This window comes from Nocardiopsis flavescens (assembly GCF_900141985.1).
Classification (GTDB): Bacteria; Actinomycetota; Actinomycetes; order Streptosporangiales; family Streptosporangiaceae; genus Nocardiopsis; species Nocardiopsis flavescens.
On record NZ_FQZK01000001.1, the window covers coordinates 207687 to 227914 of the forward strand.

The 20228-nt window shown below is 77.0% G+C and carries 22 protein-coding genes; 9 read left to right on the forward strand and 13 right to left on the reverse strand.

Annotated elements, in window-relative coordinates:
• Window positions 1–46: 46 nt before the first annotated feature.
• The 5 genes from BUE45_RS01050 to BUE45_RS01070 form a co-directional block, all read right to left on the reverse strand.
• Window positions 47–1270: an alcohol dehydrogenase catalytic domain-containing protein gene (locus tag BUE45_RS01050; RefSeq protein ID WP_218619474.1), complete on the reverse strand. Its 1224-nt coding sequence runs from the start codon at window positions 1268–1270 to the stop codon at window positions 47–49.
• A 104-nt stretch (window positions 1271–1374) separates the two neighbouring features.
• Entirely contained in the window at window positions 1375–1878 is a 504-nt protein-coding gene (locus BUE45_RS01055) for an NUDIX domain-containing protein (RefSeq protein ID WP_245832686.1), read from the reverse strand.
• A gap of 426 nt (window positions 1879–2304) precedes the next feature.
• On the reverse strand, window positions 2305–2691 hold the full coding sequence (locus BUE45_RS01060; RefSeq protein WP_073373963.1) for a VOC family protein: 387 nt from the start codon (window positions 2689–2691) through the stop codon (window positions 2305–2307).
• Entirely contained in the window at window positions 2688–2981 is a 294-nt protein-coding gene (locus BUE45_RS01065; RefSeq protein WP_073373965.1) for an ArsR/SmtB family transcription factor, read from the reverse strand. The genes BUE45_RS01060 and BUE45_RS01065 overlap by 4 nt, the downstream gene beginning before the upstream one ends.
• A 93-nt stretch (window positions 2982–3074) precedes the next feature.
• Complete coding sequence (locus BUE45_RS01070; protein ID WP_073373967.1) at window positions 3075–3878, reverse strand: SDR family NAD(P)-dependent oxidoreductase; 804 nt, start codon at window positions 3876–3878, stop codon at window positions 3075–3077.
• Window positions 3879–3964: 86 nt separating this feature from the next.
• On the opposite strand from BUE45_RS01070, the gene BUE45_RS01075 reads away from it, so the two are divergent.
• Window positions 3965–4813: a helix-turn-helix transcriptional regulator gene (locus BUE45_RS01075; protein ID WP_073373969.1), complete on the forward strand. Its 849-nt coding sequence runs from the start codon at window positions 3965–3967 to the stop codon at window positions 4811–4813.
• 37 nt (window positions 4814–4850) lie between these two features.
• On the opposite strand, the gene BUE45_RS01080 is transcribed toward BUE45_RS01075, so the two are convergent.
• Window positions 4851–5903 (reverse strand): serine hydrolase domain-containing protein, encoded by a 1053-nt coding sequence (locus BUE45_RS01080; RefSeq protein ID WP_073373971.1) that lies wholly within the window; start codon window positions 5901–5903, stop codon window positions 4851–4853.
• Window positions 5900–6448 carry a PadR family transcriptional regulator gene (locus tag BUE45_RS01085; RefSeq protein ID WP_073373973.1) on the reverse strand — a complete coding sequence of 183 codons (549 nt, stop codon included), beginning with the start codon at window positions 6446–6448 and terminating at the stop codon, window positions 5900–5902. The genes BUE45_RS01080 and BUE45_RS01085 overlap by 4 nt, the downstream gene beginning before the upstream one ends.
• 118 nt (window positions 6449–6566) lie before the next feature.
• Between BUE45_RS01085 and BUE45_RS01090 the strand changes: the two genes are divergently transcribed.
• The gene (locus BUE45_RS01090; protein WP_073373975.1) at window positions 6567–7418 is read left to right on the forward strand and encodes a metalloregulator ArsR/SmtB family transcription factor; all 852 of its coding nucleotides are present in this window, start codon (window positions 6567–6569) and stop codon (window positions 7416–7418) included.
• On the forward strand, window positions 7415–8014 hold the full coding sequence (locus BUE45_RS01095) for a dihydrofolate reductase family protein (RefSeq protein WP_073373977.1): 600 nt from the start codon (window positions 7415–7417) through the stop codon (window positions 8012–8014). The genes BUE45_RS01090 and BUE45_RS01095 overlap by 4 nt, the downstream gene beginning before the upstream one ends.
• 46 nt (window positions 8015–8060) lie before the next feature.
• Here BUE45_RS01095 and BUE45_RS01100 read toward each other — a convergent pair whose 3' ends face one another.
• Window positions 8061–8513: a hypothetical protein gene (locus tag BUE45_RS01100; protein WP_245832687.1), complete on the reverse strand. Its 453-nt coding sequence runs from the start codon at window positions 8511–8513 to the stop codon at window positions 8061–8063.
• 124 nt (window positions 8514–8637) lie between these two features.
• Here BUE45_RS01100 and BUE45_RS01105 point away from each other — a divergent pair, with 124 nt between their 5' ends.
• From BUE45_RS01105 to BUE45_RS01115, 3 genes are read left to right on the forward strand one after another with little or no spacing between them, the layout of a single operon-like run.
• On the forward strand, window positions 8638–9288 hold the full coding sequence (locus BUE45_RS01105; protein ID WP_073373981.1) for a DUF998 domain-containing protein: 651 nt from the start codon (window positions 8638–8640) through the stop codon (window positions 9286–9288).
• A gap of 42 nt (window positions 9289–9330) precedes the next feature.
• Window positions 9331–9702: a YciI family protein gene (locus BUE45_RS01110; protein ID WP_073373983.1), complete on the forward strand. Its 372-nt coding sequence runs from the start codon at window positions 9331–9333 to the stop codon at window positions 9700–9702.
• On the forward strand, window positions 9699–10940 hold the full coding sequence (locus BUE45_RS01115; RefSeq protein WP_073373985.1) for an RNA polymerase sigma factor: 1242 nt from the start codon (window positions 9699–9701) through the stop codon (window positions 10938–10940). Before BUE45_RS01110 ends, BUE45_RS01115 begins: the two co-directional genes overlap by 4 nt.
• A 24-nt stretch (window positions 10941–10964) precedes the next feature.
• Here the strand turns inward: BUE45_RS01115 and BUE45_RS01120 are convergent, their stop codons facing one another.
• Complete coding sequence (locus BUE45_RS01120; protein WP_073373987.1) at window positions 10965–11375, reverse strand: RidA family protein; 411 nt, start codon at window positions 11373–11375, stop codon at window positions 10965–10967.
• Between the two features lie 83 nt (window positions 11376–11458).
• On the opposite strand from BUE45_RS01120, the gene BUE45_RS01125 reads away from it, so the two are divergent.
• The 3 genes from BUE45_RS01125 (at window position 11459) to BUE45_RS33705 (ending at window position 14140) form a co-directional block, all read left to right on the forward strand.
• The gene (locus BUE45_RS01125; RefSeq protein ID WP_073373989.1) at window positions 11459–11836 is read left to right on the forward strand and encodes a winged helix-turn-helix transcriptional regulator; all 378 of its coding nucleotides are present in this window, start codon (window positions 11459–11461) and stop codon (window positions 11834–11836) included.
• A gap of 281 nt (window positions 11837–12117) precedes the next feature.
• A complete protein-coding gene (locus BUE45_RS01130; RefSeq protein WP_073373991.1) occupies window positions 12118–12981 on the forward strand; it encodes a CPBP family intramembrane glutamic endopeptidase in 864 nt (287 codons plus the stop codon).
• A gap of 25 nt (window positions 12982–13006) precedes the next feature.
• Window positions 13007–14140 (forward strand): barstar family protein, encoded by a 1134-nt coding sequence (locus BUE45_RS33705; protein ID WP_084736748.1) that lies wholly within the window; start codon window positions 13007–13009, stop codon window positions 14138–14140.
• A 13-nt stretch (window positions 14141–14153) separates the two neighbouring features.
• Here BUE45_RS33705 and BUE45_RS01140 read toward each other — a convergent pair whose 3' ends face one another.
• The 4 genes from BUE45_RS01140 to BUE45_RS01155 all read right to left on the reverse strand — a co-directional run bounded on the left by BUE45_RS01140 (window position 14154) and on the right by BUE45_RS01155 (window position 20076).
• Window positions 14154–14786: a Fic family protein gene (locus tag BUE45_RS01140; RefSeq protein ID WP_073375227.1), complete on the reverse strand. Its 633-nt coding sequence runs from the start codon at window positions 14784–14786 to the stop codon at window positions 14154–14156.
• Window positions 14770–15486, reverse strand: coding sequence for a hypothetical protein (locus BUE45_RS01145; RefSeq protein ID WP_073373993.1), 717 nt, complete (start codon window positions 15484–15486; stop codon window positions 14770–14772). Before BUE45_RS01145 ends, BUE45_RS01140 begins: the two co-directional genes overlap by 17 nt.
• A 10-nt stretch (window positions 15487–15496) precedes the next feature.
• Window positions 15497–17083: an OmpA family protein gene (locus BUE45_RS01150; RefSeq protein WP_073373995.1), complete on the reverse strand. Its 1587-nt coding sequence runs from the start codon at window positions 17081–17083 to the stop codon at window positions 15497–15499.
• Window positions 17084–17169: 86 nt separating this feature from the next.
• Entirely contained in the window at window positions 17170–20076 is a 2907-nt protein-coding gene (locus tag BUE45_RS01155; protein ID WP_073373997.1) for a helix-turn-helix transcriptional regulator, read from the reverse strand.
• Window positions 20077–20228: the final 152 nt, after the last annotated feature.

Below are 20228 nucleotides of genomic sequence, written 5' to 3' on the forward strand. Positions count from 1 at the left end.
CTCCGTGTTCGCCGCGGTCGCCCGTGTCGGCGGCGGTCGTCAGAGTCTAGGTCCGCCCCTGCTCCGGGGCCGCGGTGCCGTGTGCCGCGGGCACCGGGACGGCCGTGTCCCCCGCCGGTGCGGGCTCGGCGGCCAGGAGCGGGGCGCGCCGGAGCACGACCTTGGTGGCGCGCCGGGCGTAGGCCCGGGCGGCCTGCTCCCAGTCGGCGGTCACCGTGGTGACGCGCTCGGCCTCGAACCCGGTGCGCGCCACGAAGGCCAGCAGCTTCTCCAGCACCGCGCGCGGGTGGGACACCCCCAGGCGCAGGGTGGCGTCGGTGGCGTACATGTGCATGAGCGGCACCCGGGTCGCGGGGGCCACGTAGTAGCCGACCGCGGTGCACACCCCGCCCGGGGCCAAGGCGCGCACCGCCCGATGGAGGCCGCGGGTGCCGGAGGTGGCCTCCACCGCCACGTCGTAGCCGCCGCGCCGGGGCCGGGCGCCCTCCATCGGCCGGGCGCGGGCGCCGAACGCCTCGGCGATCGCCCGCCGGGAGGGGGCGTCGTCGAAGTAGTCGACCTCGCGGGCGCCCAGGGCCACGGCGAGCCCGGCCGCGTACAGCCCGATGCTCCTGGCTCCCCCGCCCAGGACCAGCACGGTGCCCCCGGGCCGCTCGGCCAGGGGGCCGGCCACGGTGCGCCAGGCGTCGGCGAGGTTGTCGCTCGCGGCGGCCACCCGCTCGGAGGGGACGCCGTCGGGGACGGGGACGAGCATGTGGTCGGCGAAGGGGACCCGCAGGGCGTCGGTCACCATGCCGCCCCAGTCGCCGCTGGCGGGCCCGAACCCGTAGGCGGCCAGGGTGGAGCGGGCGGTGGTGGAGCACTTGGAGGTCAGGCCGCGGCGGCAGCGCGCGCAGGTACCGCAGGAGACCGACCAGGGGACCACGACGCGGTCGCCCGGGGCGAGCCCGCGCACGTCCGCGCCCACCCGCAGGACCTCGGCGACGCACTCGTGGCCGATCGCGAAGGGTCCCCGGAAGGGGACCCGGCCGCAGATGCTCCCCACCACCGGGTCCACCGCGCCCAGGGCCATCCCGGCCTGCATGGCGCGCGAGACGGGGCGGTGGATCGGCAGGGTGTCGCCGTCGCAGCGCCCGGCCAGGAAGGGGCGCACGATCGCGTCGGTCCCCTCCCGCAGTGCGGGGGCGGGGCGCTCGCCCCACTCCAGGAGTCCGGAGCGGCGAAAGAGCAGCTCCCGCACGGTGTCGTCGGGGGCGGGGGCAGGGGTCACGGCGGCCTCGTCAGGGGTGGGCGGGGAGGGACCGACCGAATATAACACTCGTTATAAAAAGAAGGTGCGCGGCGTCCCCGCCTCCAGGGGGCGACAGCGCGGGGTCAGCGGTCCAGGGGCGGGCGGCCGTCCTCCAGGTAGACGGTCTCCCCCGCTGCGGCGGCGGCCAGTCCGGCCGCGACCCGGCGGGCGGTGCCGGGCGAGAGCAGGACGGCGGCGCGGGCGGGGGCCGCCCAGGTCCACCCCGACAGCTCCCCGGGGGGCAGGCGCGGCTCGGCGCCCGCGGGCAGGCCGGCGGTGAACAGCCAGTGCAGGGCGGTGGTGCGCACGCCCTCGCCCGGGACCCAGTCGACGGCGACCAGCCGCCCCAGGCGGGCCTGGACCCCGAGCTCCTCCGCCAGTTCGCGGCGGCAGGCCGCCAGCGGGGACTCGTCGCGTTCGATGATGCCGCCCGGCAGGCCCCAGGGGCTGTCGGGCCGGTAGGGGCGCTCCACCAGCAGCACCTCCCCGGCCGGGGACAGCACCAGTGCCCCGGCGGCGCCCCGGGTCGCGGGCAGGCCCGCGAAGAACCGCCGCTCCGCTTCCTCGTCCCCGCCCGGTCCGCTCACGGGACCGAGCATAGGGCGTGTCCGGCGGATGCCGCCGTGTGGTGCGGCGCCCGCGCCGCGGGTGGGTCAAGGAGGCCGGGCCGCCGGCCCGCCCCCGCACGCGGAAAGGCCCCCGCGCGGTGGTACCGCGCGGGGGCCTCCGCGATGTCGCCGGACCCCCGGATCCCCCGAAACGGAGGGTCGGCGCGGGCCGTGCCCTCCCCCGAAGGCTGCGACCCGGTACCCGTTCGACGCCGCCGCGGGCTCGGCGGCCGGGAAGGCCGCCCCCCGTGGCCCGCGTGGCTCGCGAGTACGTGTCAGGACATCTACCCGTTCATCCGTAGGTAAACATCCGGTCCGGACATCACTTTTCGCGGGGCCTCCTGAACTGCGCGGACGACCGGGGATCCGCTCCGGGCCCGGCGGTTTCGCACCCCGGGGGCCGGGTCAGGCGGCCCGCACGATCTGGATCAGGTTGCCGCAGGTGTCGTCCAGCACGGCGGTGGTGACCCCGCCCGTCTCCAGCGGCTCCTGGGTGAAGCGCACCCCCAGGGCGGTGAGCCTGTCGTGCTCGGCCCGGACGTCGTCCACGGCGAAGGAGGCGGCCGGGATGCCGTCCGCGACCAGCGCCCGCTTGTAGGGGCCCACCGCCGGGTGGCCGGAGGGCTCCAGGAGGAGTTCGATCCCCTCGGGCTCCTCCGCGGAGACCACGGTCAGCCACCGGGCCTCCCCCAGCGGGACGTCGTGCTTCTTCACGAAGCCCAGTGTCTCGGTGTAGAAGCGCAGGGCCTGCTCCTGGTCGTCGACGAAGACGCTGGTCACGTGGATCCTCATGAGTCCTTCTCCGATGTCTGGGACCCGGGCCAGCGCTCGTGGATGCGGCGCAGCGGCGTGGTGTCCAGGTCGTGGAATTTGTAGCGCCCCTCGCGGCGGGTCCTGACCAGACCCGCGGCCTCCAGCATGGCCAGGTGCTGGGAGACCGCCTGGCGCGACATGCCGATGCCGTGTTTCATGTTCAGCCGCGTGCAGATCTCGAAGAGGGTCTGCCCGGACCGCTCGGCGAGCTCGTCGAGGATGGTGCGGCGGGTCGGGTCGGCCAGGGCTTTGAACAGTTCGTCTCCCACACCCGCACAATAGGCAAGTATCTACTTGCCTGTCAATCCGGGTCCCGCGCGCCGGTCCGCGCCGTGGCGCGCGGACCGGCGCGCGGGACCCGGTCACATCACCCCCGCGCCCCCGTCCACCGACAGCACCACCCCGCTCACGTAGGAGGCGCGGTCGCTGAGCAGCCAGGCGGCGGCCTGGGCGATCTCTCCGGGCGCGGCGGCCCGGCCCAGCGGGGTCCGCTCGTTGAGGACGTCGATGATGCCGGGCACCGCCTCCTCCCAGGCGCCCACCATGTCGGTGAGGGTGGTACCGGGGGCGACGGCGTTGACCCGGATGCCCTCCGGGCCGTAAGTGACCGCCGCCGACTCGGTGAGGCTGTTGAGCGCCCGCTTCATCGCCCCGTAGGCGGGCAGGGTCGGGTTGCCCCGCAGGCTCCCGACGGAGGAGTTGTTGACGATGGCGCCCGTGCCCGCGGTCGCCCGGATCGCGGCGACCTGCGCGGCCAGGGCCACCCAGGTGCCCTTGAAGTTGACCGTGTAGACGTGGTCGAGGTCGGCCTCGGGGACCAGGTCCGCCGGCCCCGGCGGCACAATGGTCGCGCCGTTGTTGAAGGCTCCGTCGAGGCGGCCGTACACCTGGACGGTGCGCTCGACCGCGGCGCGGACGCCGTCCGGGTCGCCCAGGTCGCAGACCGTGTGGTCGGCGGTGCCGCCGGCCCCGCGGATCTCCTCGGCGACCTCCCTGAGCCGTTCCTCGGTGCGGGAGGCGAGCATCACGCGGGCGCCCTCCGCGGCGAACAGGCGCGCCGCGGCGGCACCGATGCCGCGGGCGGCCCCGGTGACCAGGACGGTCCTGCCCTCCAGCAGGCCCCGCGTGTCGGTGGTGGCGGTGAGGTTGCGTGCGGTGTCGTTCATACCGGTCAGCCTCCTGCCGTCGCCGGGACGTATCCAGGCACCCGCGGTACCTGGATGGGCCGTGCGGCCCCGGGCACACTGGGGGCATGGACAGAGGAGAGATGGCCGGCTTCCTGCGCGGCAGGCGCGAGCGCATCGCCCCCGCCGACGTGGGGCTGCCCGCGGGGACGCGGCGCCGCACCCCGGGGCTGCGCCGCGAGGAGGTGGCGCAGCTGGCGTTCATCTCGACGGAGTACTACACGCGGCTGGAGCAGGCCCGCGGTCCCCGCCCCTCGCGGGAGGTGCTCGCCGGGCTGGCACGGGCCCTGCGGCTGTCGGACGCCGAGCGCGACCACCTCCACCACCTGGCCGGCACACCGCCCGGCCCGCCGCCCGGGCCCTCCCGCGAGGTCCGGCCCAGCATCCTGCGGCTGCTGCGCAAGCTGCCCGGATCCGCCGGGGTCGTGCTGACGGCGACCTACGACGTGATCGCCTGGAACGACCTGGCGGCGGCCCTGCTGGGGGACTTCTCCGCCGTGCCCCCGCGCGAGCGCAACTTCGTGCGCCAGGTCTTCCTGGCACCGCCGGGGGCGGAGCGGCGGTACCGGATGTCGGACATGGCGGCGTTCTCCCGGGCCGCGGTCCAGGACCTGCGGGCCGCCGCCGCCCGCTACCCCGACGATCCCGGGGTGGCGTCCCTGGTGGGCGACCTGCTCTCGGGCAGCGAGGAGTTCGTCCAGCTGTGGGCGGCCAACGACGTGGACCCCGCGGCCGACCTGCGCAAAACCGTCCTGCACCCGCTGGTCGGGCCGGTCACCCTGGACTGCGACGTCCTGGACGTCGCCGACCGCGACCAGCGGGTGGTCATCTACACGCCCGAGCCCGGGTCCCCCGCCGAGAGCGCGCTGCGGCTGCTCTCGGTGGTGGGGACCCAGCGCATGGACGCGCCCGGCTGAGCCCGGCCCGCGCGGGCCGGGCTCAGCCGGGCGGCCCTCAGAAGCGGGCCGCGAGCCGGGCCACCAGCTCGTGCACCAGGGAGCGCCGGACCATCTGGTTGACGGTGGCGGACACGTACAGGTCCCGCTCCGGGACGTGGTACAGCGCGTTGCCGAAGGCGCCGGAGTGGCCGACCATGGCCGGGACCGGCGTGAACGGCGACACCAGGCGCGGCACCCGGTAACGCATGACGCCCATCCCGTAGTCCATGGGCGCCAGGCGGGAGAAGACCCCGTTCCAGCGGGCCGTCATCTCCGCCAGGTAGTGCCCGGGGAACAGCTCCCCGGCGAAGAACGCCCGCAGGAACCGCACCTGGTCGGCGGCGGTCGAGACGATCGCGCCGTCGGGCGGGAAGGAGGCGATGGCCCGGGGCAGGTGCAGGGCCCGCCGCCCGTGCAGGACGGGGGCGACCTCGCCGTAGCGGTCCAGCGAGTCCGGTGTGAGCATCCAGGTGTCGTGCAGGCCCAGCGGTCCGGTGATGCGGGTGCGCAGGGCGGCCTCCTGGCTCCCCCCGGTGACCGTCTCGACCACGCGCCCCACCAGCTGCCAGTTGGTGTCGCTGTAGAACGCCCGGCCCGGGGCGGAGGGGGCGAACGGGGCGGGCAGGCCCCGGGCCATGCCGATGAGCTCGTCGGAGGTCCAGGAGCCGTCGGCGCGGAGCATGTCGTCCAGGAAGGTGCCGCCGCCGGGGCGCCGCTGCTCGAAGTAGTCGGGGATGCCGGAGGTCTGCGACAGGAGTTCGCGCACGGTGATCCGGGGGCCGTGGTCTCGGCCCCCGTGGGTGTTGAGCCCGCTCATCACCCGGGCGCCGACGATGTCGGCGGCGGGGGTGTCCAGGGTGAGCGCCCCCTCCGCGCGCAGCTGCATGACCACGGCGGCCGTGTACAGCTTGGTGATGCTGGCGATGAAGTAGGGGCGGTCGGTGTCGCCGTGGCTCCAGGAGAACCCGGTGGAGGGCTGCTCGATCGCGGCGCTGAACGCCGTGACGTCGGGCCGGGCGGCGTAGCGGGCGGCGGTCCGGTGCAGGTGGGCCGCGAGGGGCGTGCTCATGGGGTGATCCGTTCCAGGCGTCGTCGGGTGGCGTCGATCCAGGCGAGTTCGGCGCGGGCGTGGGCGAGGCCGTGGTCGCGGGCGGCCTCGCGCAGCGCGTAGCCGAGCTCGGTGACGCCTTCGGGGAGGGCATCGCGGGGCGGGAATTCGATCGCCTCCAGCTCGGCCAGCTCCTCGGCGACCTCCCGGTGGCGGGCGTCGAGGAGTGCGCGGACGCGCTCGGGCGGCAGGCGGTCGGCGAAGAACAGCCGGGCCAGGAAGGCGTCGCGGGTGGGCGGGGCCTGGAGGGGCGAGGCGAGCCAGCGGTCGAGTTCGGCCAGGCCGGCGTCGGTGACGGTGTGGGGGTGCAGGGTGGGGCGCCCCTCCTGCACGACGGTCCCGCGGGAGGCCAGGCCCTCCTCCACCAGGGCGGACAGGGTGCGGTAGATCTGCGACCGGTCGGCGGTCCAGAAGTGGCCGACGCTGCCGTCGACCACCTTCTTCAGCTCGTAGCCGCTCATGGGCTTGACGGACAGGATCCCGAGGATGGCGTGCCGCAGAGACATGGATAGATGCTAGCGCACATATGTGCATGGTCCTCTATATGCATGGTCTCCTTCTGTTCCGAGAACGATCCTCGAATATGCCTTGACTGGAATATTCCCATCGGGGAATACTCGGGTCATGCACGAACGACTGGAGGCGCTGGGCGAACCCGCCCGGCTGCGCATCGCCCGGGCCCTGGCGGAGCGTCCGCTGTCGGTGGGGGTGGTCGCCGAGCGGACCGGCCTGCGCCAGCCGCAGGCCACCAAGCACCTGCAACGCCTGGAACGGGTCGGCCTGGTGTCCTCGTACCGGGTCGGCAACCGGCGCATCTACGCGCTGGAGCCCGGGCCGCTGGGAGAGCTCGGCGGCCTGCTGGGCGGCCTCGCCGAGCGGGCGCGGGAGCACCGCGGCGCCTTCGACGCCCACGCCGCCGCGGTGGCCGCCGAGACGCGCGCCGCCGACCGCGAGCGCTGGGCCGACGAGCGGGCCTTCGCCTTCGAGCGGGTGCTGCCCGCGCCGCGCGCGGCCGTGTGGCGCCACCTCACCGAGCCGGTCCTGCTGGCCCGCTGGTGGGCGCCGGACGACCTGGCCGTCACCGAGGCCGCCCTGGAGCCCCGGCCCGGTGGCCGGGCGGTGCTGGCCTACCGCGACGCGGCCGACGCCACCGGGGCGGACGGCGTCGTGGGCCGCGCCGAGGGGACGGTGGACGCGGCGGCCGAGGGTGAGCGCCTCGACTTCCGCCTCTCCCCGCTGCTGCCCGGCGGCGGCGCCGCCTTCACCGGCCACTACACGTTCGTGCTCGCCGACGCCGGCGGCGGGACCCGGCTCGGCGTGCGGCTGCGGATCACCGACACCACCGTGGCCTCCGCCGACTTCGTCGCGGGGATCGGGGCGGGCTGGGAGCAGTCCCTGGACCGGTTCGCCGCGTCCCTGGCCGACGGCGCCCCGCACGGGGCGACACCGACCGACACCTCACGGAGCAGCACATGAGCGAGCACACCGGCCGCAGGGTCGTCGCCAACCTCAACCTCACCCTCGACGGGCGCTACTGCGGGCCCGCCGGCCCGCAGGACCACGCCTGGGTGGTGCCCTACGCCGTCACCGACCTGGCCCGCGACCACCTCACGGACCTGTGGCGGACCGCCACCACCGCGCTCATGGGGCGGGTCAACGCCGAGGGCTTCCTGGGGTACTGGCCGCCGGTCGCCCGCGACGAGGGGGCTGACCCCCGCGACCGGGGGTTCGGCGACTGGCTCGCCCGGACCGAGAAGGTGGTCCTGTCCCGCACCCTGACCGCCTCCCCGTGGGAGGGCGTACGGGTCGAGAACGCGCCCGCCGCCGCGGTGGTCGACGCCCTGAGGGCGCGGGAGGGCGGGGACATCCTGGTGCCGTGCAGCGCCAGCCTCATCCGGCCGCTGCTCGCCGCCGACCGGGTCGACCGGCTGGCGCTGATGGTCGTCCCCGAGTTCGTCGGCGGCGGCCCGCGCCTGTTCGAGGACGGACTGCCCGCGCACCGGTGGTCCCTGGCCTCACACGCCGCGGGCGGGGACGGGGCGCTCGCCCTGGTCTACGACCGCCTGCGCTGAGGTCCCTCCCGGGCCCGCGTGCGCGGGCCCGGGAGGGGCGCCCGGATCAGACCCGGGTCATGGTGGACTCGTAGCCGCCCCCGCCGGGGTAGACCCAGGCGCCGGCCACGGTGGAGCCGTCCGCGGAGAAGACGCCCTCGAAGTAGGCCGGCCCGCCGCGCGCCCCCGCCCAGATGGTCAGGGTGTCGCCGACCAGCTCGTAGACGTAGTCGAAGGTGTTGCCCCGGGCGTCGTAGAAGCGGGACGCCACGTCCGTGCCGACCGGCTCGCCGAACGGGTGCAGGTTCCCGATGACCTCCAGGCCGGTGACCGGCGCGCCGAACTGCTCCAGCTCCACGTGCTGGAGCAGGAAGAACCCGCCCTCCATCCACTCGTACCGCACGGTGCCGGCGGCGCCGCCGGTCACCTCCCAGGTGCCGACCAGCCGTCCCAGGGCCGTGACCGCCGCACTCGGCCGGATGTCCTCGTCCATGTCGTCCTCCTCGTTCGGGGGTTGCACGGACACCTCGGGGCCGGGGCCCGCATCCCGACACCCCGCCAATGTGGTACACGTCACATGTCCAGGGTGTCGGAATCCCGGCGGCGGCCCCGAGGTGGCGGTGAGAACCCACCGAGGAGGCCCCGTGAGCACCACCGCCGATACCGACACCGCCCCCGCCGCCGGGCGCCGCACGTCCCGCCGCCTGCTGGCCGCCGGAGCCCTGGCCGGGCCGGTCTTCTTCACCTCGGCCCTGGCCCAGATGCTCACCCGCGAGGGCTTCGACATCACCCGGCACCCCATCAGCCAGCTGGCCACCGGAGACCTGGGCTGGATCCAGATCGCCACCTTCGTCACCGCGGGCCTGGGCGCCCTGGCCCTGGCGGCAGGCATCGCGCGCACCCTCACCGAGGGCCTCGGACGGCGGGCGCTGCCGGTGCTGACCGCGGTTTTCGGGGCCGGCCTGGTCGCGGCCGGGGTGTTCACCATGGACCCCGAGCACGGCTTCCCGGCCGGCACCCCCGAAGGCCCCGTGGCGCAGATGTCCTGGCACGGCATCGCCCACTCGGCCTCCGCCGCCGTCGCCTTCACCGCGCTGGCCCTGGCCGCCGCGGTGCTGGCCGTGCGCCACGCCCGGCGGCGGGCGGTCCCGCCCGCCGTGCTGGGCGGGGCCGCGGCGCTCGTGCTGTTCCTGCCGATGTCGCCCGACCACATGAGCGTCCAGATCGCCGTCAACGGCCTGGTCGCCTTCACCTGGGCGACCGCCGTGGCGCTGTGGCTGCGCCGCGCCGCCTGACCGGCTACCGTGCCCACACCGCGACCGGAGAACGAGGACACCGTGAAATACCTGCTCCTGGGGTACACCCCGGCCCACGCCTGGGACCCCGAGACCGCCGACACCCCGTCCGAGGACGCGCTCGCCGCGTTCGCCGCCTACCGGAGGCTGGAGGAGGAGCTGCTCGACAGCGGCGAACTCGTCGCCACCGAGGGGCTGGGGCACCCCGCCGTCGGCACCACCCTGCGCCGCACCCCCGAGGGGGTGGTCGCCACGGACGGGCCCTTCGCCGAGCTCAAGGAGGTGCTGGCCAGCTTCGCCGTGCTCGACGTGTCCGGCCACGAGCGGGCGGTCGAGATCGCCGCGCGGATCGTGGAGGCGCTGGGCGAGCCCGTGGAGGTCCGGCCGATCATGGGCGAGGACTTCGCGGCGTGAGCCCCGAGATCGAGGACCTGCTGCGCGCGGAGGCGCCGCAGGTCCTGGGCGCCCTGGTGCGGCGCCTGGGCCGCTTCGACCTCGCCGAGGACGCGGTGCAGGAGGCGCTGCTGGCCGCCGCGCGGTCCTGGCCGCGGGAGGGCGTGCCCCGGGAGCCGCGCTCCTGGCTCATCCGGGTGGGCTACCGCCGCATGGTCGACCTCCTGCGCTCGGACCGGTCCCGGCGCCTGCGCGAGGAGAGGGCCGGCGCGGCCGAGGCGGCCCTGCTCCACCCGGGCCGGTCGGCGCCCCCGGCCCCGGAGGCCGACGACAGCCTCACCCTGCTCCTGCTGTGCTGCCACCCGGCGCTGGGGCCCGCGTCCCGGGCGGCGTTGACCCTGCGGGCCGTGGGCGGCCTGACCACGGCCGAGATCGCGCGCGCCTACGGCACCACCGAGGCCGCCATGGGAACGCGCATCGGCCGGGCCAAGAGGCGGTTGGCCAGCGCCGGGGCCCGGTTCACCCCGCCGGTCGGCGACGACCTGGAACAGCGGCTGGCGTCCGTGATGCAGGTGCTCTACCTGGTCTTCAACGAGGGGTACACCGCCACGTCCGGGGCGTCGCTGTCCCGCACGGACCTGTCCGGCGAGGCGATCCGGCTGGCCCGCATGCTCGGGGAGCTGCGGCCCCACGACGGCGAGGCGGCCGGGCTCCTGGCCCTGATGCTGCTCACCGAGGCGCGGGGGCCCGCCCGCACCGGGAGCGGCGACGAACTGCTGACGCTGGACCACCAGGACCGGAGCCGGTGGGACCGCGCCCTGATCCGCGAGGGGACGGCGCTGCTCGACGCGGCCTGGGACCCGCGGGAGGCGGGGCCGTACCGGTTGCAGGCCGCGGTCGCGGCCGTGCACGCCGCGGCGCCGTCCCCGCGGGACACCGACTGGACGCGGATCGCGGTCCTGTACCTGTGGCTGGAGCGGCTGTCGCCGAGCGCGCCGGTGCGGCTGGCCCGGGTGGCGGCGGTCTCCCGCGCGTACGGCGCCGGGCGCGGGCTGGCCCTGCTCGCCGACCTCGACCGGCGCCACGGCCTGGCACAGGACCCGCTGACGCGGCGCCGCCACCCCGCCGTCCTGGCCCACCTGCTGGAGGAGACCGGGGAGACGGGCGCGGCCGCCGCGGCCTACCGCCGGGCGGCGGCCCTGGCCGCCAACCCGGTCGAGGAGGGGTACCTGCTCGACCGGGCGGACCGCCTGGACTGAGGCGCCCGCGCACCGCGGGCCCCCTCAGTCCAGCAGGGCCGTGGCCTCGGCCTCCACGAGCACGTCGGGCTCGAAGAGGGAGGACACCCCGATGAGCGAGGCCGGGGGCAGCGGACGGGGCAGGTCCAGCTCGCCGGCCACCCGCTCCACGCCCTCCAGGAACGCCCCGATCTTCCCGGGCTCCCAGTCGGTGACGTAGAAGGTCAGCCGCAGGACGTCGGCGAAGGTCGCCCCGGCCCCGGCGAGCCCGGTGGCGGTGTTGCGCAGCACGTGCGCGACCTGCCCGGCGAGGTCGCCAGGCGCGAGCGGGGCGCCGTCGGCGGTGCGGGCGACCTGCCCGCTGACGTGCACGTGCCGGGTGCCGGTCCCGACGGCGACGTGGTGGTAGGGGGCGGGCTGCATCATGCCCTCGGGGGTGAAGCGGTGGACGGCCACGGAGATCTCCTCGGAAAGGGGCGGCGAACTGGTTTACCCTTGGTACCTGGTAGCCGAAAGAAACTTCAACGAGACCAGGTGTCATGCCGGATACCTCCCCCAGGGCCCACGACGCCCTGGAGATCACCGCACCCCACCGCGAACTCCTGGACCAGGTCCTGGACAAGTGGTCGCTGGACGTGCTGGCCGTACTGTGCGAGGGCCCCTCCCGGTTCAACGGGCTGCGCCGCGCGATCCCGGCGGTGACGCAGAAGTCGCTCACCGCCACCCTGCGCCGCCTGGAGCGCAACGGCATCGTGGAGCGGGAGGTGGTCGCCACCCGCCCCGTCGCCGTCGAGTACCGGATCACCCCGCTGGGCAAGTCGATGCGCGCACCGGTCGACGCGCTGCTGGACTGGATCCGCGAGCACACGCCCGCCGTCGAGCGGGCCCGCGACCGCTTCGACGGGGCCGGGGGCTGAACCGGGACCCGAACGGCCGGACGGCCCCGCGGCGCCGGCACCCGCGGGCCTGGTGCGCGGCGGGCCTGCGCCACCGTCACCGCATGCGCTACGGCACCGGTCCCGCACCGGCGGTCCCCGAACGCGGCCTCCCCGCCTTCGCGGCCACCCGCGCCGCCCCGGCCGCCGCGCTCCCCTCGCCCGGGGACGTCCCCGCGGGGCCCTTTCTCAGGGCGGTGACAGGGGGGTGACAGGGAGATCCCCGATGGCCGGGCGGGGTCCCCGGGTGCCAGGGTCGGGGTATGGACGACCACACCCCCCTGCGCGCCCCCGTCCCCGACGCCGGGCGCCGCCCTCCCCTGGCCCTGCGGATCCTCGTCGTCGTGCTGGGCGCCACCGCGCTCTGGTGGCTCCTGCTGCCGTGGGTGTCCGGCCTGCTCCCCCAGGGCTCCCAGGTGGGCCCCTCCCGCTGGGCCACCGCCGTGATGGTGACCGCGCTGGCGGTGCCCCTGGTCTGGGCGGCGCGCCGCTACCTGGACCGCCGCCCCTGGCGCGGGCTGTGGACGGCGGGGCCGGGCGGGTCCGTGCGGCCCTTCCTGGTCGGCGCGCTGGCCTGGGCGCTGCCGGGATTCGCGGGGATCGCGGGGGCCTGGGCCCTGGGCCGGATGGAGATCGTGCCGCTGCTGCCGGCCGGCGAACTCGTGGTCTCGGTGCTCATGCTGGCCTGCCTGGTGTTCCTGTTCGAGGCGCTGCCCGAGGAGCTGATCTTCCGCGGCCACCTGTTCCGCAACCTCAACGCCTCGATGTCCGCGCTGGCGGCGGTGCTGGTCCAGGCCGCGCTGTTCTGCCTCTGGGGGACCGCGCTGTGGGTGATCACCCACGGCTGGGAGGTGCTGGGCGAGCGGGCGCCGCTCTTCGCCGGAATGGGGATCGTGCTGGGCTGCCTGCGTGTGGTCACCGGGAGCCTGTGGGCGTGCGTGGGCTTCCACCTGGTCTTCCAGACCGCGGCCCAGGCGCTGATGGGCGGACAGCTGTTCGCCGTGGGCGGCGGCGCGGACGCGGCGCTGCTCCCCTTCGCCCTGCCGTTCGTGTTCGGGGTGCTGGTGGCGGTCCTGCTCACCCGGGAGGAGGCCTCCTGGCGGGCCCGGGTCCCCGACCCGCGCTGACCGCGCCCCGGGTAGGGTGCGGCGCGTGAACGCGCACGAGGGCCCCGCGGGGCGGGACCTGCCGACCGGATACCTGCTGCTGCACGAGGGCCCCGACGGCGAGGAGGTGGTGTGGGCGCGGTGCGCGATGGCCCAGGGCCTGTTCGCGCCCCCGCGCACGCCGCGCGACCTGGTGCGGCTGCTGGGCTGCGATCCGCGCGGGCGGCTGCGCGAGGCCCTGGACCCCGCCGGCCCGCACCCGGTGGGCGACCTGTCGGTGGAGGTCGACGGCGGGTGGGGGGAGGACCCCCACTGGGTCCTGCTGGACGGTGTCCGACTGCTGGGACGCCGCCCCGACCCCGCCGAACCGCACCTGTGGGAGGTGTTCCTGGAGGCCGACGTGGTCGGCTGCGACCGGCCGCCGCGCCACCCGCCCGGCCCCGGCGCCCGGTTCGCGGTCCACCCCCGCCACGGGCGGGACGACGGGTCGCGGACCCCCTGCCGCCGGGTGGACGGCCTGTACACCTACGACCCCCCGCCGGCGCCCCCGCTGCGGCTGCTGGGCTGCGCGTCCACGGCGGAGCTGCGCGAAGCGCTGCGCCGGCCCCGGCGCATGCGCGGCTTCCGCGGGTGGCTGCGCGCCCTGGACCGGGACGGCCGGGTCCTGCGCGACGTCGACCTGGAATCCGAGACCGTCCGGACGGGCCCCTCCGTCCTGGGCGGGACCCTCCTGGACATCGTCCTGGAGGACGGGGCCGACGACCGCCCCGACCCCTCGGCCCGGCCGGTGTGGGAGCTGTGGCACCGCGGGGTCCCGCGGGAGGCGGGCCTGTGGCGGGCGCTGCCCGCACCGGCCCGGCGGGAGTGGCTGCGCCTGGCCATGGCGAACCGGACGCCCCCTCCCGGCCGCCGTGCGGGCCCCTTCCGGGTGGACGGGCGCGCGGCCACCGACGAGCCCGGCCTGTACTGCGCCCTGTCCGAGGCCGTCGCGGGACCGGGGCGCTACTACGGGTGGAACCTGGACGCCCTGGACGACTGCCTGCGCGGCGGGTTCGGCCCCGCGCCCCCGTTCACCCTGGTCTGGGAGCACCTGGAGGAGTCCCGGCGCTCGCTCCCGGGCCTGGCGGACGCCGCCCTGGAGGTCCTGCGCGAGCGGGGCGCCGAGGTCCTGGAGCGCTGACGCGCACGTCCCCTCAGCGCCGGGCCGCCCGGCGGCGGGCCGCGTCGGCCAGGACCGCCAGCAGCTCCGCCAGCCCCAGGGCCCCCTCCGCGTCGTGGGCGTGGCGTTCCATCCTCCGCACCGGGCCGACCTGGTCCAGCGCCACGTCCTCCCGCGCCAGCAGGAACACCAGGGCCAGGAACGCCGCCCGCCCGTTGCCGTCCTCGAAGGGGTGCAGGAAGCACACGTCCAGGTAGGCCCGCGCCGCCCTGGCGTTGAGCGGCGGCCCCGGCCCGCCGGCCTGGGCCAGGAACGCCTCCAGCGTCCGGGCCAGGTCCGGCGGCCTCCCGTACCGCTCGCGGCCCGCCTTGGCGTGGGCGGTGCCGGTGCGCAGCGGCGCGGGGCCGCCCAGCACGTGCCGCTGCCACCCCTGGAGGAGGCCGAACGACAGCGGGAGCCCGGCCGCCGCGTCCGCGCGCACCCGCTCCAGGGCGGCGAGCATCCCCGCCGCCCGTGTGCGCGAGCGCTCCCGGTCGAAGCCGAGGACGTCGTGGACCGCCCCGTCCCGCACGGGGACCAGCGGCCCCCGCACCGGCCGCGCCGTGTCCCAGGGGACCGCCTCCCGCACCCCTGTCCAGGTGCGCAGGGCGTCAGACCCGCGGTCCACCGGACCCGTCACCGCCCCCGAGCCGCCGGGCGAGGTCGTCCACCTGCCCGGGGGCGGGCCCGATCCAGCTCTCGAACCGGCCGCCGATCGCCTCCCGCACCCGGACCGACGCGGTCCCGGGATCCTCCCCCCACCGGGTCAGGTACCAGGTGAGCACCACCGAGCAGTGCCCGTACCAGGCGTCGTCCGCCCCCGTGCGCTCCACCACGGCGTTCACCAGGTGCCCGACGGCGCGCTCGCGCACGTGCCGCCGGTCCCGGGCGCGGGGCGCGTCCAGCGGGTACCGGTCGAACCGCTCCGCCAGCTCCTCCAGCCAGGCCCGCCACTCGCACAGCGCCGCCGCGGCCCGCTCCAGGGTCTGCGGCGGCGTGTGGACCGAGTCGGCCGGGCAGCACCAGGCCCGGACCGGGCCGCCGCCCACGTCCGCCTCGTCGGTGCCCCACCTCCACCCCGTCGCCCAGCGGCCGTACCGCTCCACCAGGGCCGCGGTCAGGTCGTCGATCCACACCCGGGCCACGTCGAAGGACCACGCGGCGAAGGCCGGGTCCACGACCGGTCCCGGAGGCCGGGCGGGCGTGCGGGCGGCCGGTTCCAGCCCGCGCACCGCCGCCGGGGCCGCGGCCGGGTCGAAGGGGTGCCGGGCCGGGTCGACCTCCGCCCAGGACAGGTCGTAGGGCAGCAGGGCGCGGTTCGCGGTCATCGGGTCTCCGTCATCGGATGGGGACGTCGGGGATCTCCCCGAACACTCCCGCGTGCAGGGTCATCGAGGAGACGTCCTCCCCCGGTGCCGGGAACACCGCCAGGGCCGGGTACTCGTCCCCCGGCGACAGGACGGGGACCGCGTCGGTGAAGTCCTCGCGGCCCTGGCCGGTCAGCAGGCGCACCGCGTACCGGTCCGGCCCGTCCGGCCCCCGGAGCCGGAGGCCCGCCAGGGACCCCCCGCCCACCCGGTCCGGCAGGCCCGGCCCGCCCTCCCCGGCGCCCGTGCCGGGTTCCAGGTCGGCGAGGGTGGAGTTGGCGAAGCCCAGCGTCTGGAACAGGTACGCGCCGTCGCGCACCAGCGGGTACACGTGCAGCTCGGCGTCCCCGTGGGCGAGGGTCCCCACGGGTTCGGGGTCCCCGGAGAACACCGCCGGGCCGGCCGTGTGCCGGGCCGCGGAGTCCAGCCCCCCGGCCGGGGCGGCGGCGTCGGGGTCCGGCACGGTGCGCACCAGGTCCACCCGCCGGTTGCGCCCGCGCGCCTGTTCGTCGTCCGCGCCGCCCTGCTCGGCGACCGGCTCGCGGGAGCCGCGCCCCTCGGCGGTGAGGGCGAACCCCTCGCCCAGCTCCCCGGCCAGCGCGTCGCGGACGGCCTCGGCGCGGCGCAGCGACAGGTCGTCGTCGCCCGACGGAGCGCCGCTGTCGTCGGTGTGGCCGACCACGGCGACCTCCCTGGGGCCCTCCCGCAGGGTCAGGGCGGCGCGGCGCAGGGTCCGCAGCCCCTCCCGCGTGGGTTCGGCGGTCCGCCCCTCGAACATCGGGTCGGCGCTCAGGGAGATCGTCTCGGTGTCCCCGGAGCGGGCGGTGGACGACTCCGGGGTGTCCACGAAGCCCTCCAGGCCCTGGCGGAACGCGGACACGTCCAGCCCCGGCTCGGGGACCTGCTCGGGGTAGTGCAGCTCCTCGGGCAGCTCGTCGGCGGTCCGCTCGGCGTACTCGTTGAAGTAGTCGTGGACGTCGGGCTCGGGGGCCGGGGTGAACGCGTCCACGCGCTCCACCGGCAGGCCCGGCACGTGCCCCAGGCCGGCCCCGGTGAAGGTGAGCCGCTCGGCGCCGTGGGCGGGCGAGGGGAAGTACCGGCGGAAGGTGAGGGGCACGCCCGGGTGCAGGGGGGTGATGTCGGAGCCCTCGGTGAAGTAGGTGCCCAGGGACACCCCGCTCGCGGGGTCCTCGATGGCGCGCAGCACCTCGCCGGAGACCGGGTCGAGCAGGCGGACGGGGGCGGTGCGGTCGGTGACGGTGCCGCCGGTGCGCGGGGGCTCCAGGAGGTCGTGGTCGACCTCCAGCATGAGGTACTCGCCGTCGTCCTGGAGCCTGCGGAAGGTGACCTCCAGGAGGGGGTCGCCGCCGCCGTCGACGGACATGCGGCCCTGCCGGGTCAGCGGCAGCTCCCGGTGGGCCGGGGCGGCGCCGCCGGGCGAGGGGGACGGGTCGGGCCCGCCGCCGTCGCCGCCCGGGCCGGGGATGATCCCGCAGGAGGTCAGCAGCAGGCTCAGCGCCGCGGCGGCACAGGTCGTCGCGGGCACGCGTGCGGTCATCGGGCGCGGTCTCCTCGGGGGCGCGGCGCCGCCGCGCCCGGGGCGCGCGGTCCGGGGGCGGGAGGGCCGCGGGCGGTGCGGGGCGGTCAGTCGGGGGGAGGGGTCAGGTCGCGGCGCGAGCGGAGTCCGAGCTTGGACAGGGCGTTGGCCACGTGGGTCTCCACAGTACGCGGCGACAGGTGCAGCAGTTCGGCGATCTCCCGGTTGGTGCGCCCGCGCGCGGCCAGGTCGGTGATCTCCCCCTCGCGCGGGGAGAGCCTGCGGTCGCGGTGGGGCCGGCCGGGTACGGCGGCCGTGGAGACCCCGCGGGCCCGCAGCAGGCGGCGCACCCGGGCCGCGTCCCAGGTGGCGCCCAGTTCGCCGTACCCCTCCAGGGCGGCGCGCAGGGCGGTGACGCCGGCCCCGGCCCCCTCGCCGTGCGGGCGCGCGAAGTGGACGCGGGCGCAGGCCTCGCGGACCTGGGCGGCGTCGTAGGGGCGGGGCATGGCGCGGTAGGCGTCCTCGGCCTCGGCGTACAGCAGCAGGGCCCGGTCGTACCGCTCGTGGTGGCGGGCCAGGGCGGCCTCCAGGCGCAGCAGGGCGGTAGCGGCGGCCGGGGCGTCGGTGCCGCGCAGCCCCGCGCGCAGGCGGGTGCACAGGTCGCGGGCGACGGCGCCGCGCCCGCACTCCAGCAGCGCCTCCATCCCCGGGACCAGGTCGGCGGCCCACACCCAGATGCCCTTGGCGGCGATGAGGGAGACCAGGTCCTCCACGTGCTCCCAGGCGCGGGCGGGCTCCCCCCGGGCGGTGGCGGCGCGGGCCAGCAGCCCGGCGGCGAAGGCCCGCACCGGCACGGTGTGGTCGGGGCGGGGCTCCCCGTCCCGGTCCGCGGCGCCCCGGGGCCGGGGTCCGGGGTCGCCGTGCGGCGCGTCGGGGCACTCGGGGCGGATGCGGACCAGCAGGGCGCGGGCCAGCGCCGGGTCCCCCTGGGCCTGGGCCAGGGCGGCGCGCAGCAGCCCGAGTTCGGCGGTGACCGGGTGCAGGTGGGCCAGGCGGGGCGCCTCCCGCCGGCGGTCGGCCTCCTGCGCCAGGCCCTGCCAGCGCCCGCGCGCCCAGTCCAGGGTCAGGCGCAGGGCGCGCACGCTCTCGTGGATGTAGGGGGTGTCGTCGGCGCCGGACCAGGCGGCCGCGGCATCCAGGTGGCGGTCGGCCCGCTCGTAGTGGCCGAGCATGACGGCGGCGTCGGCCAGGTTGAGCGAGCCGCGGGCGAACTCGCGGCGGTCGGCCAGGGAGTCGGGGCCGGTCCGGGTCCCCGGTGCGGGCGGCTGCGCCTCCCAGGCGGCCGGGTCGCCGATCTGGGCGAGCAGGGTGGCGTGGTTGACGGCGACCGTGCGGGCGACGGCGGCGTCGCGGCTGCGGTGGGCGGCGGCCAGGGCCTGCTCCATCCAGCGGCGGTGGGTGTCGACGGAGTCGGGGGTGCTGCGGGGCACGGCCAGCGCGCACATGGCGCGGGCGGCCAGGTCGGGGCGCTCGGCCAGCTCGGCCGCGGCGCGGACCAGCTCTCCGCGGGCGGTGCGGTTCTGGGAGGCCTGGTTGAGCAGGAGCAGGCCCAGTTCCATGCGCGGCTCGCCGCGTTCGGCGGCGGGCAGGCCGGGCGCGGACAGGACCTCGCGCAGGTGCGCGACGGCGTGTTCGGCGGAGACGCCGGTGAGGGCGGCCCGGCCCAGGGACAGTGCCAGGTCGCGGCGGCGCCGGGGGGCGAGGTCGGGGCGGGTCAGGGCGTCGCGCAGCAGGGCGACGGCGGCGGCGTCCTCGCCCTGTTCCAGGGCGCGGGCGGCGGCGCGCTCGGCGTGGTCGGTCCACTCCTGCGCCATCCCGGCCTCGCGTGCGTGGCGGGCGAGCCGGGCGTGGGGCGGGTCGGGCCGTGCGGCCAGGGCCTCCAGGGCGGCGCGGTTGAGGCGGCGGCGCTTGCCGTGGGGCAGCGCGGCGCGGCAGACGTGGGCGACGAGCGGGGTGGCGGGGGCCAGGTCGGCCGGGCCGGCGGGGGTGAGCAGCCCGCTGCGGCAGGCGCGGGACAGGGCCCTGTCGGTGCGTGCGGGGCCCAGGTCGGCGACGCGGGCGAGCAGGGCCTCGGGGGCGGGTCCGTCCAGGACGCAGGCGGCGCGGACCAGGCGCCGGGTGTCGCGGTCCAGGCCGTGCAGGCGGTGCAGGATCCAGTCGCGCAGGGCCGGCGGGACGGGCGGCCGGTCGGGGACCGCGGGGACCGGGGCGGGGCCCCGGCTCCGGGCGGCCAGGTGGCGCAGGGTCTCGGCGGCGGCCAGGGGCAGGCCGCCGGTCCAGGCGTGCAGGCGGCGGGCGTCCTCCGCGGTGGGCGCGGCGCCGGGCAGGGCGTGCCGGGCCAGGTCCAGCAGGTCGTCGGGGTCCAGGGGGCCCAGGGTGAGGGCGCGGTGGCCGGTGCCGGGGGGCGTGCGGGCGGCCAGGGCGGCGACCGGGAAGGTGCGGGGCAGGTCCTCGGGCCGGTAGGTCAGGACCAGTGCCAGGCGGGCGGGCAGCCGGGGGGCGAGGTAGGCGAGCAGGCCCCGGGTGGCCGGGTCCGCCCAGTGCACGTCCTCCAGGACCAGCACGGCCGGGGGCAGGGCGTCGAGGAGTTCGGTGAGGGCGCGGTAGAGGCGGTGGTCAGCGACGGCCGGGTGGGCGGCCGTCTCGGGCGCCGCGGGCAGGCGGTCGGCGTGCTCGGGCAGCAGGGTGCGCAGGGCGCCGCACAGGGGGCTGAGCCCCGCGGGGACGGGGGCGCGGCGCAGGGCTTCGACCAGGGGCGCGAAGGGGAACGGTTCGGCGCCCGGCGGGCAGTGGCCGGTCAGGACCGTGGTCCGGGGCGGGTCGTGCAGCTCCCCGGCCAGGCGGGTCTTGCCGGTCCCGGCGGCCCCCGCCAGGAGGGTGAGGGTCCCGGGGGCGGCCGCCTCGCGCAGGAGCCTGCGTTCCCGCTCGCGCCCCACGAGCGGGGAGGAGCACATCACCCGAAGGTATAGCGGCCCGGCGTTCCGGAAAAGGGGGGAGGGCGGTGACATTCCGTGGTCGCATTCGCGTGAAAGCTGAGAAATGCGTACCTTTCTCGGAGGTATTTCGCGGATCCTCACCGGTCCTGAGGCCATGGCCGGGGCGGTGG

Bases quoted from the DNA above. Each gene is read 5' to 3' on its own strand.
- BUE45_RS01060 (WP_073373963.1), bottom strand. From the start codon at position 2,691: ATGAGGATCCACGTGACCAGCGTCTTCGTCGACGACCAGGAGCAGGCC.
- BUE45_RS01070 (WP_073373967.1), bottom strand. From the start codon at position 3,878: ATGAACGACACCGCACGCAACCTCACCGCCACCACCGACACGCGGGGC.
- BUE45_RS01075 (WP_073373969.1), top strand. From the start codon at position 3,965: ATGGACAGAGGAGAGATGGCCGGCTTCCTGCGCGGCAGGCGCGAGCGC.
- BUE45_RS01080 (WP_073373971.1), bottom strand. From the start codon at position 5,903: ATGAGCACGCCCCTCGCGGCCCACCTGCACCGGACCGCCGCCCGCTAC.
- BUE45_RS01085 (WP_073373973.1), bottom strand. From the start codon at position 6,448: ATGTCTCTGCGGCACGCCATCCTCGGGATCCTGTCCGTCAAGCCCATG.
- BUE45_RS01090 (WP_073373975.1), top strand. From the start codon at position 6,567: ATGCACGAACGACTGGAGGCGCTGGGCGAACCCGCCCGGCTGCGCATC.
- BUE45_RS01095 (WP_073373977.1), top strand. From the start codon at position 7,415: ATGAGCGAGCACACCGGCCGCAGGGTCGTCGCCAACCTCAACCTCACC.
- BUE45_RS01125 (WP_073373989.1), top strand. From the start codon at position 11,459: ATGCCGGATACCTCCCCCAGGGCCCACGACGCCCTGGAGATCACCGCA.
- BUE45_RS01130 (WP_073373991.1), top strand. From the start codon at position 12,118: ATGGACGACCACACCCCCCTGCGCGCCCCCGTCCCCGACGCCGGGCGC.
- BUE45_RS01145 (WP_073373993.1), bottom strand. From the start codon at position 15,486: ATGACCGCGAACCGCGCCCTGCTGCCCTACGACCTGTCCTGGGCGGAG.
- BUE45_RS01150 (WP_073373995.1), bottom strand. From the start codon at position 17,083: ATGACCGCACGCGTGCCCGCGACGACCTGTGCCGCCGCGGCGCTGAGC.
- BUE45_RS01155 (WP_073373997.1), bottom strand. From the start codon at position 20,076: ATGTGCTCCTCCCCGCTCGTGGGGCGCGAGCGGGAACGCAGGCTCCTG.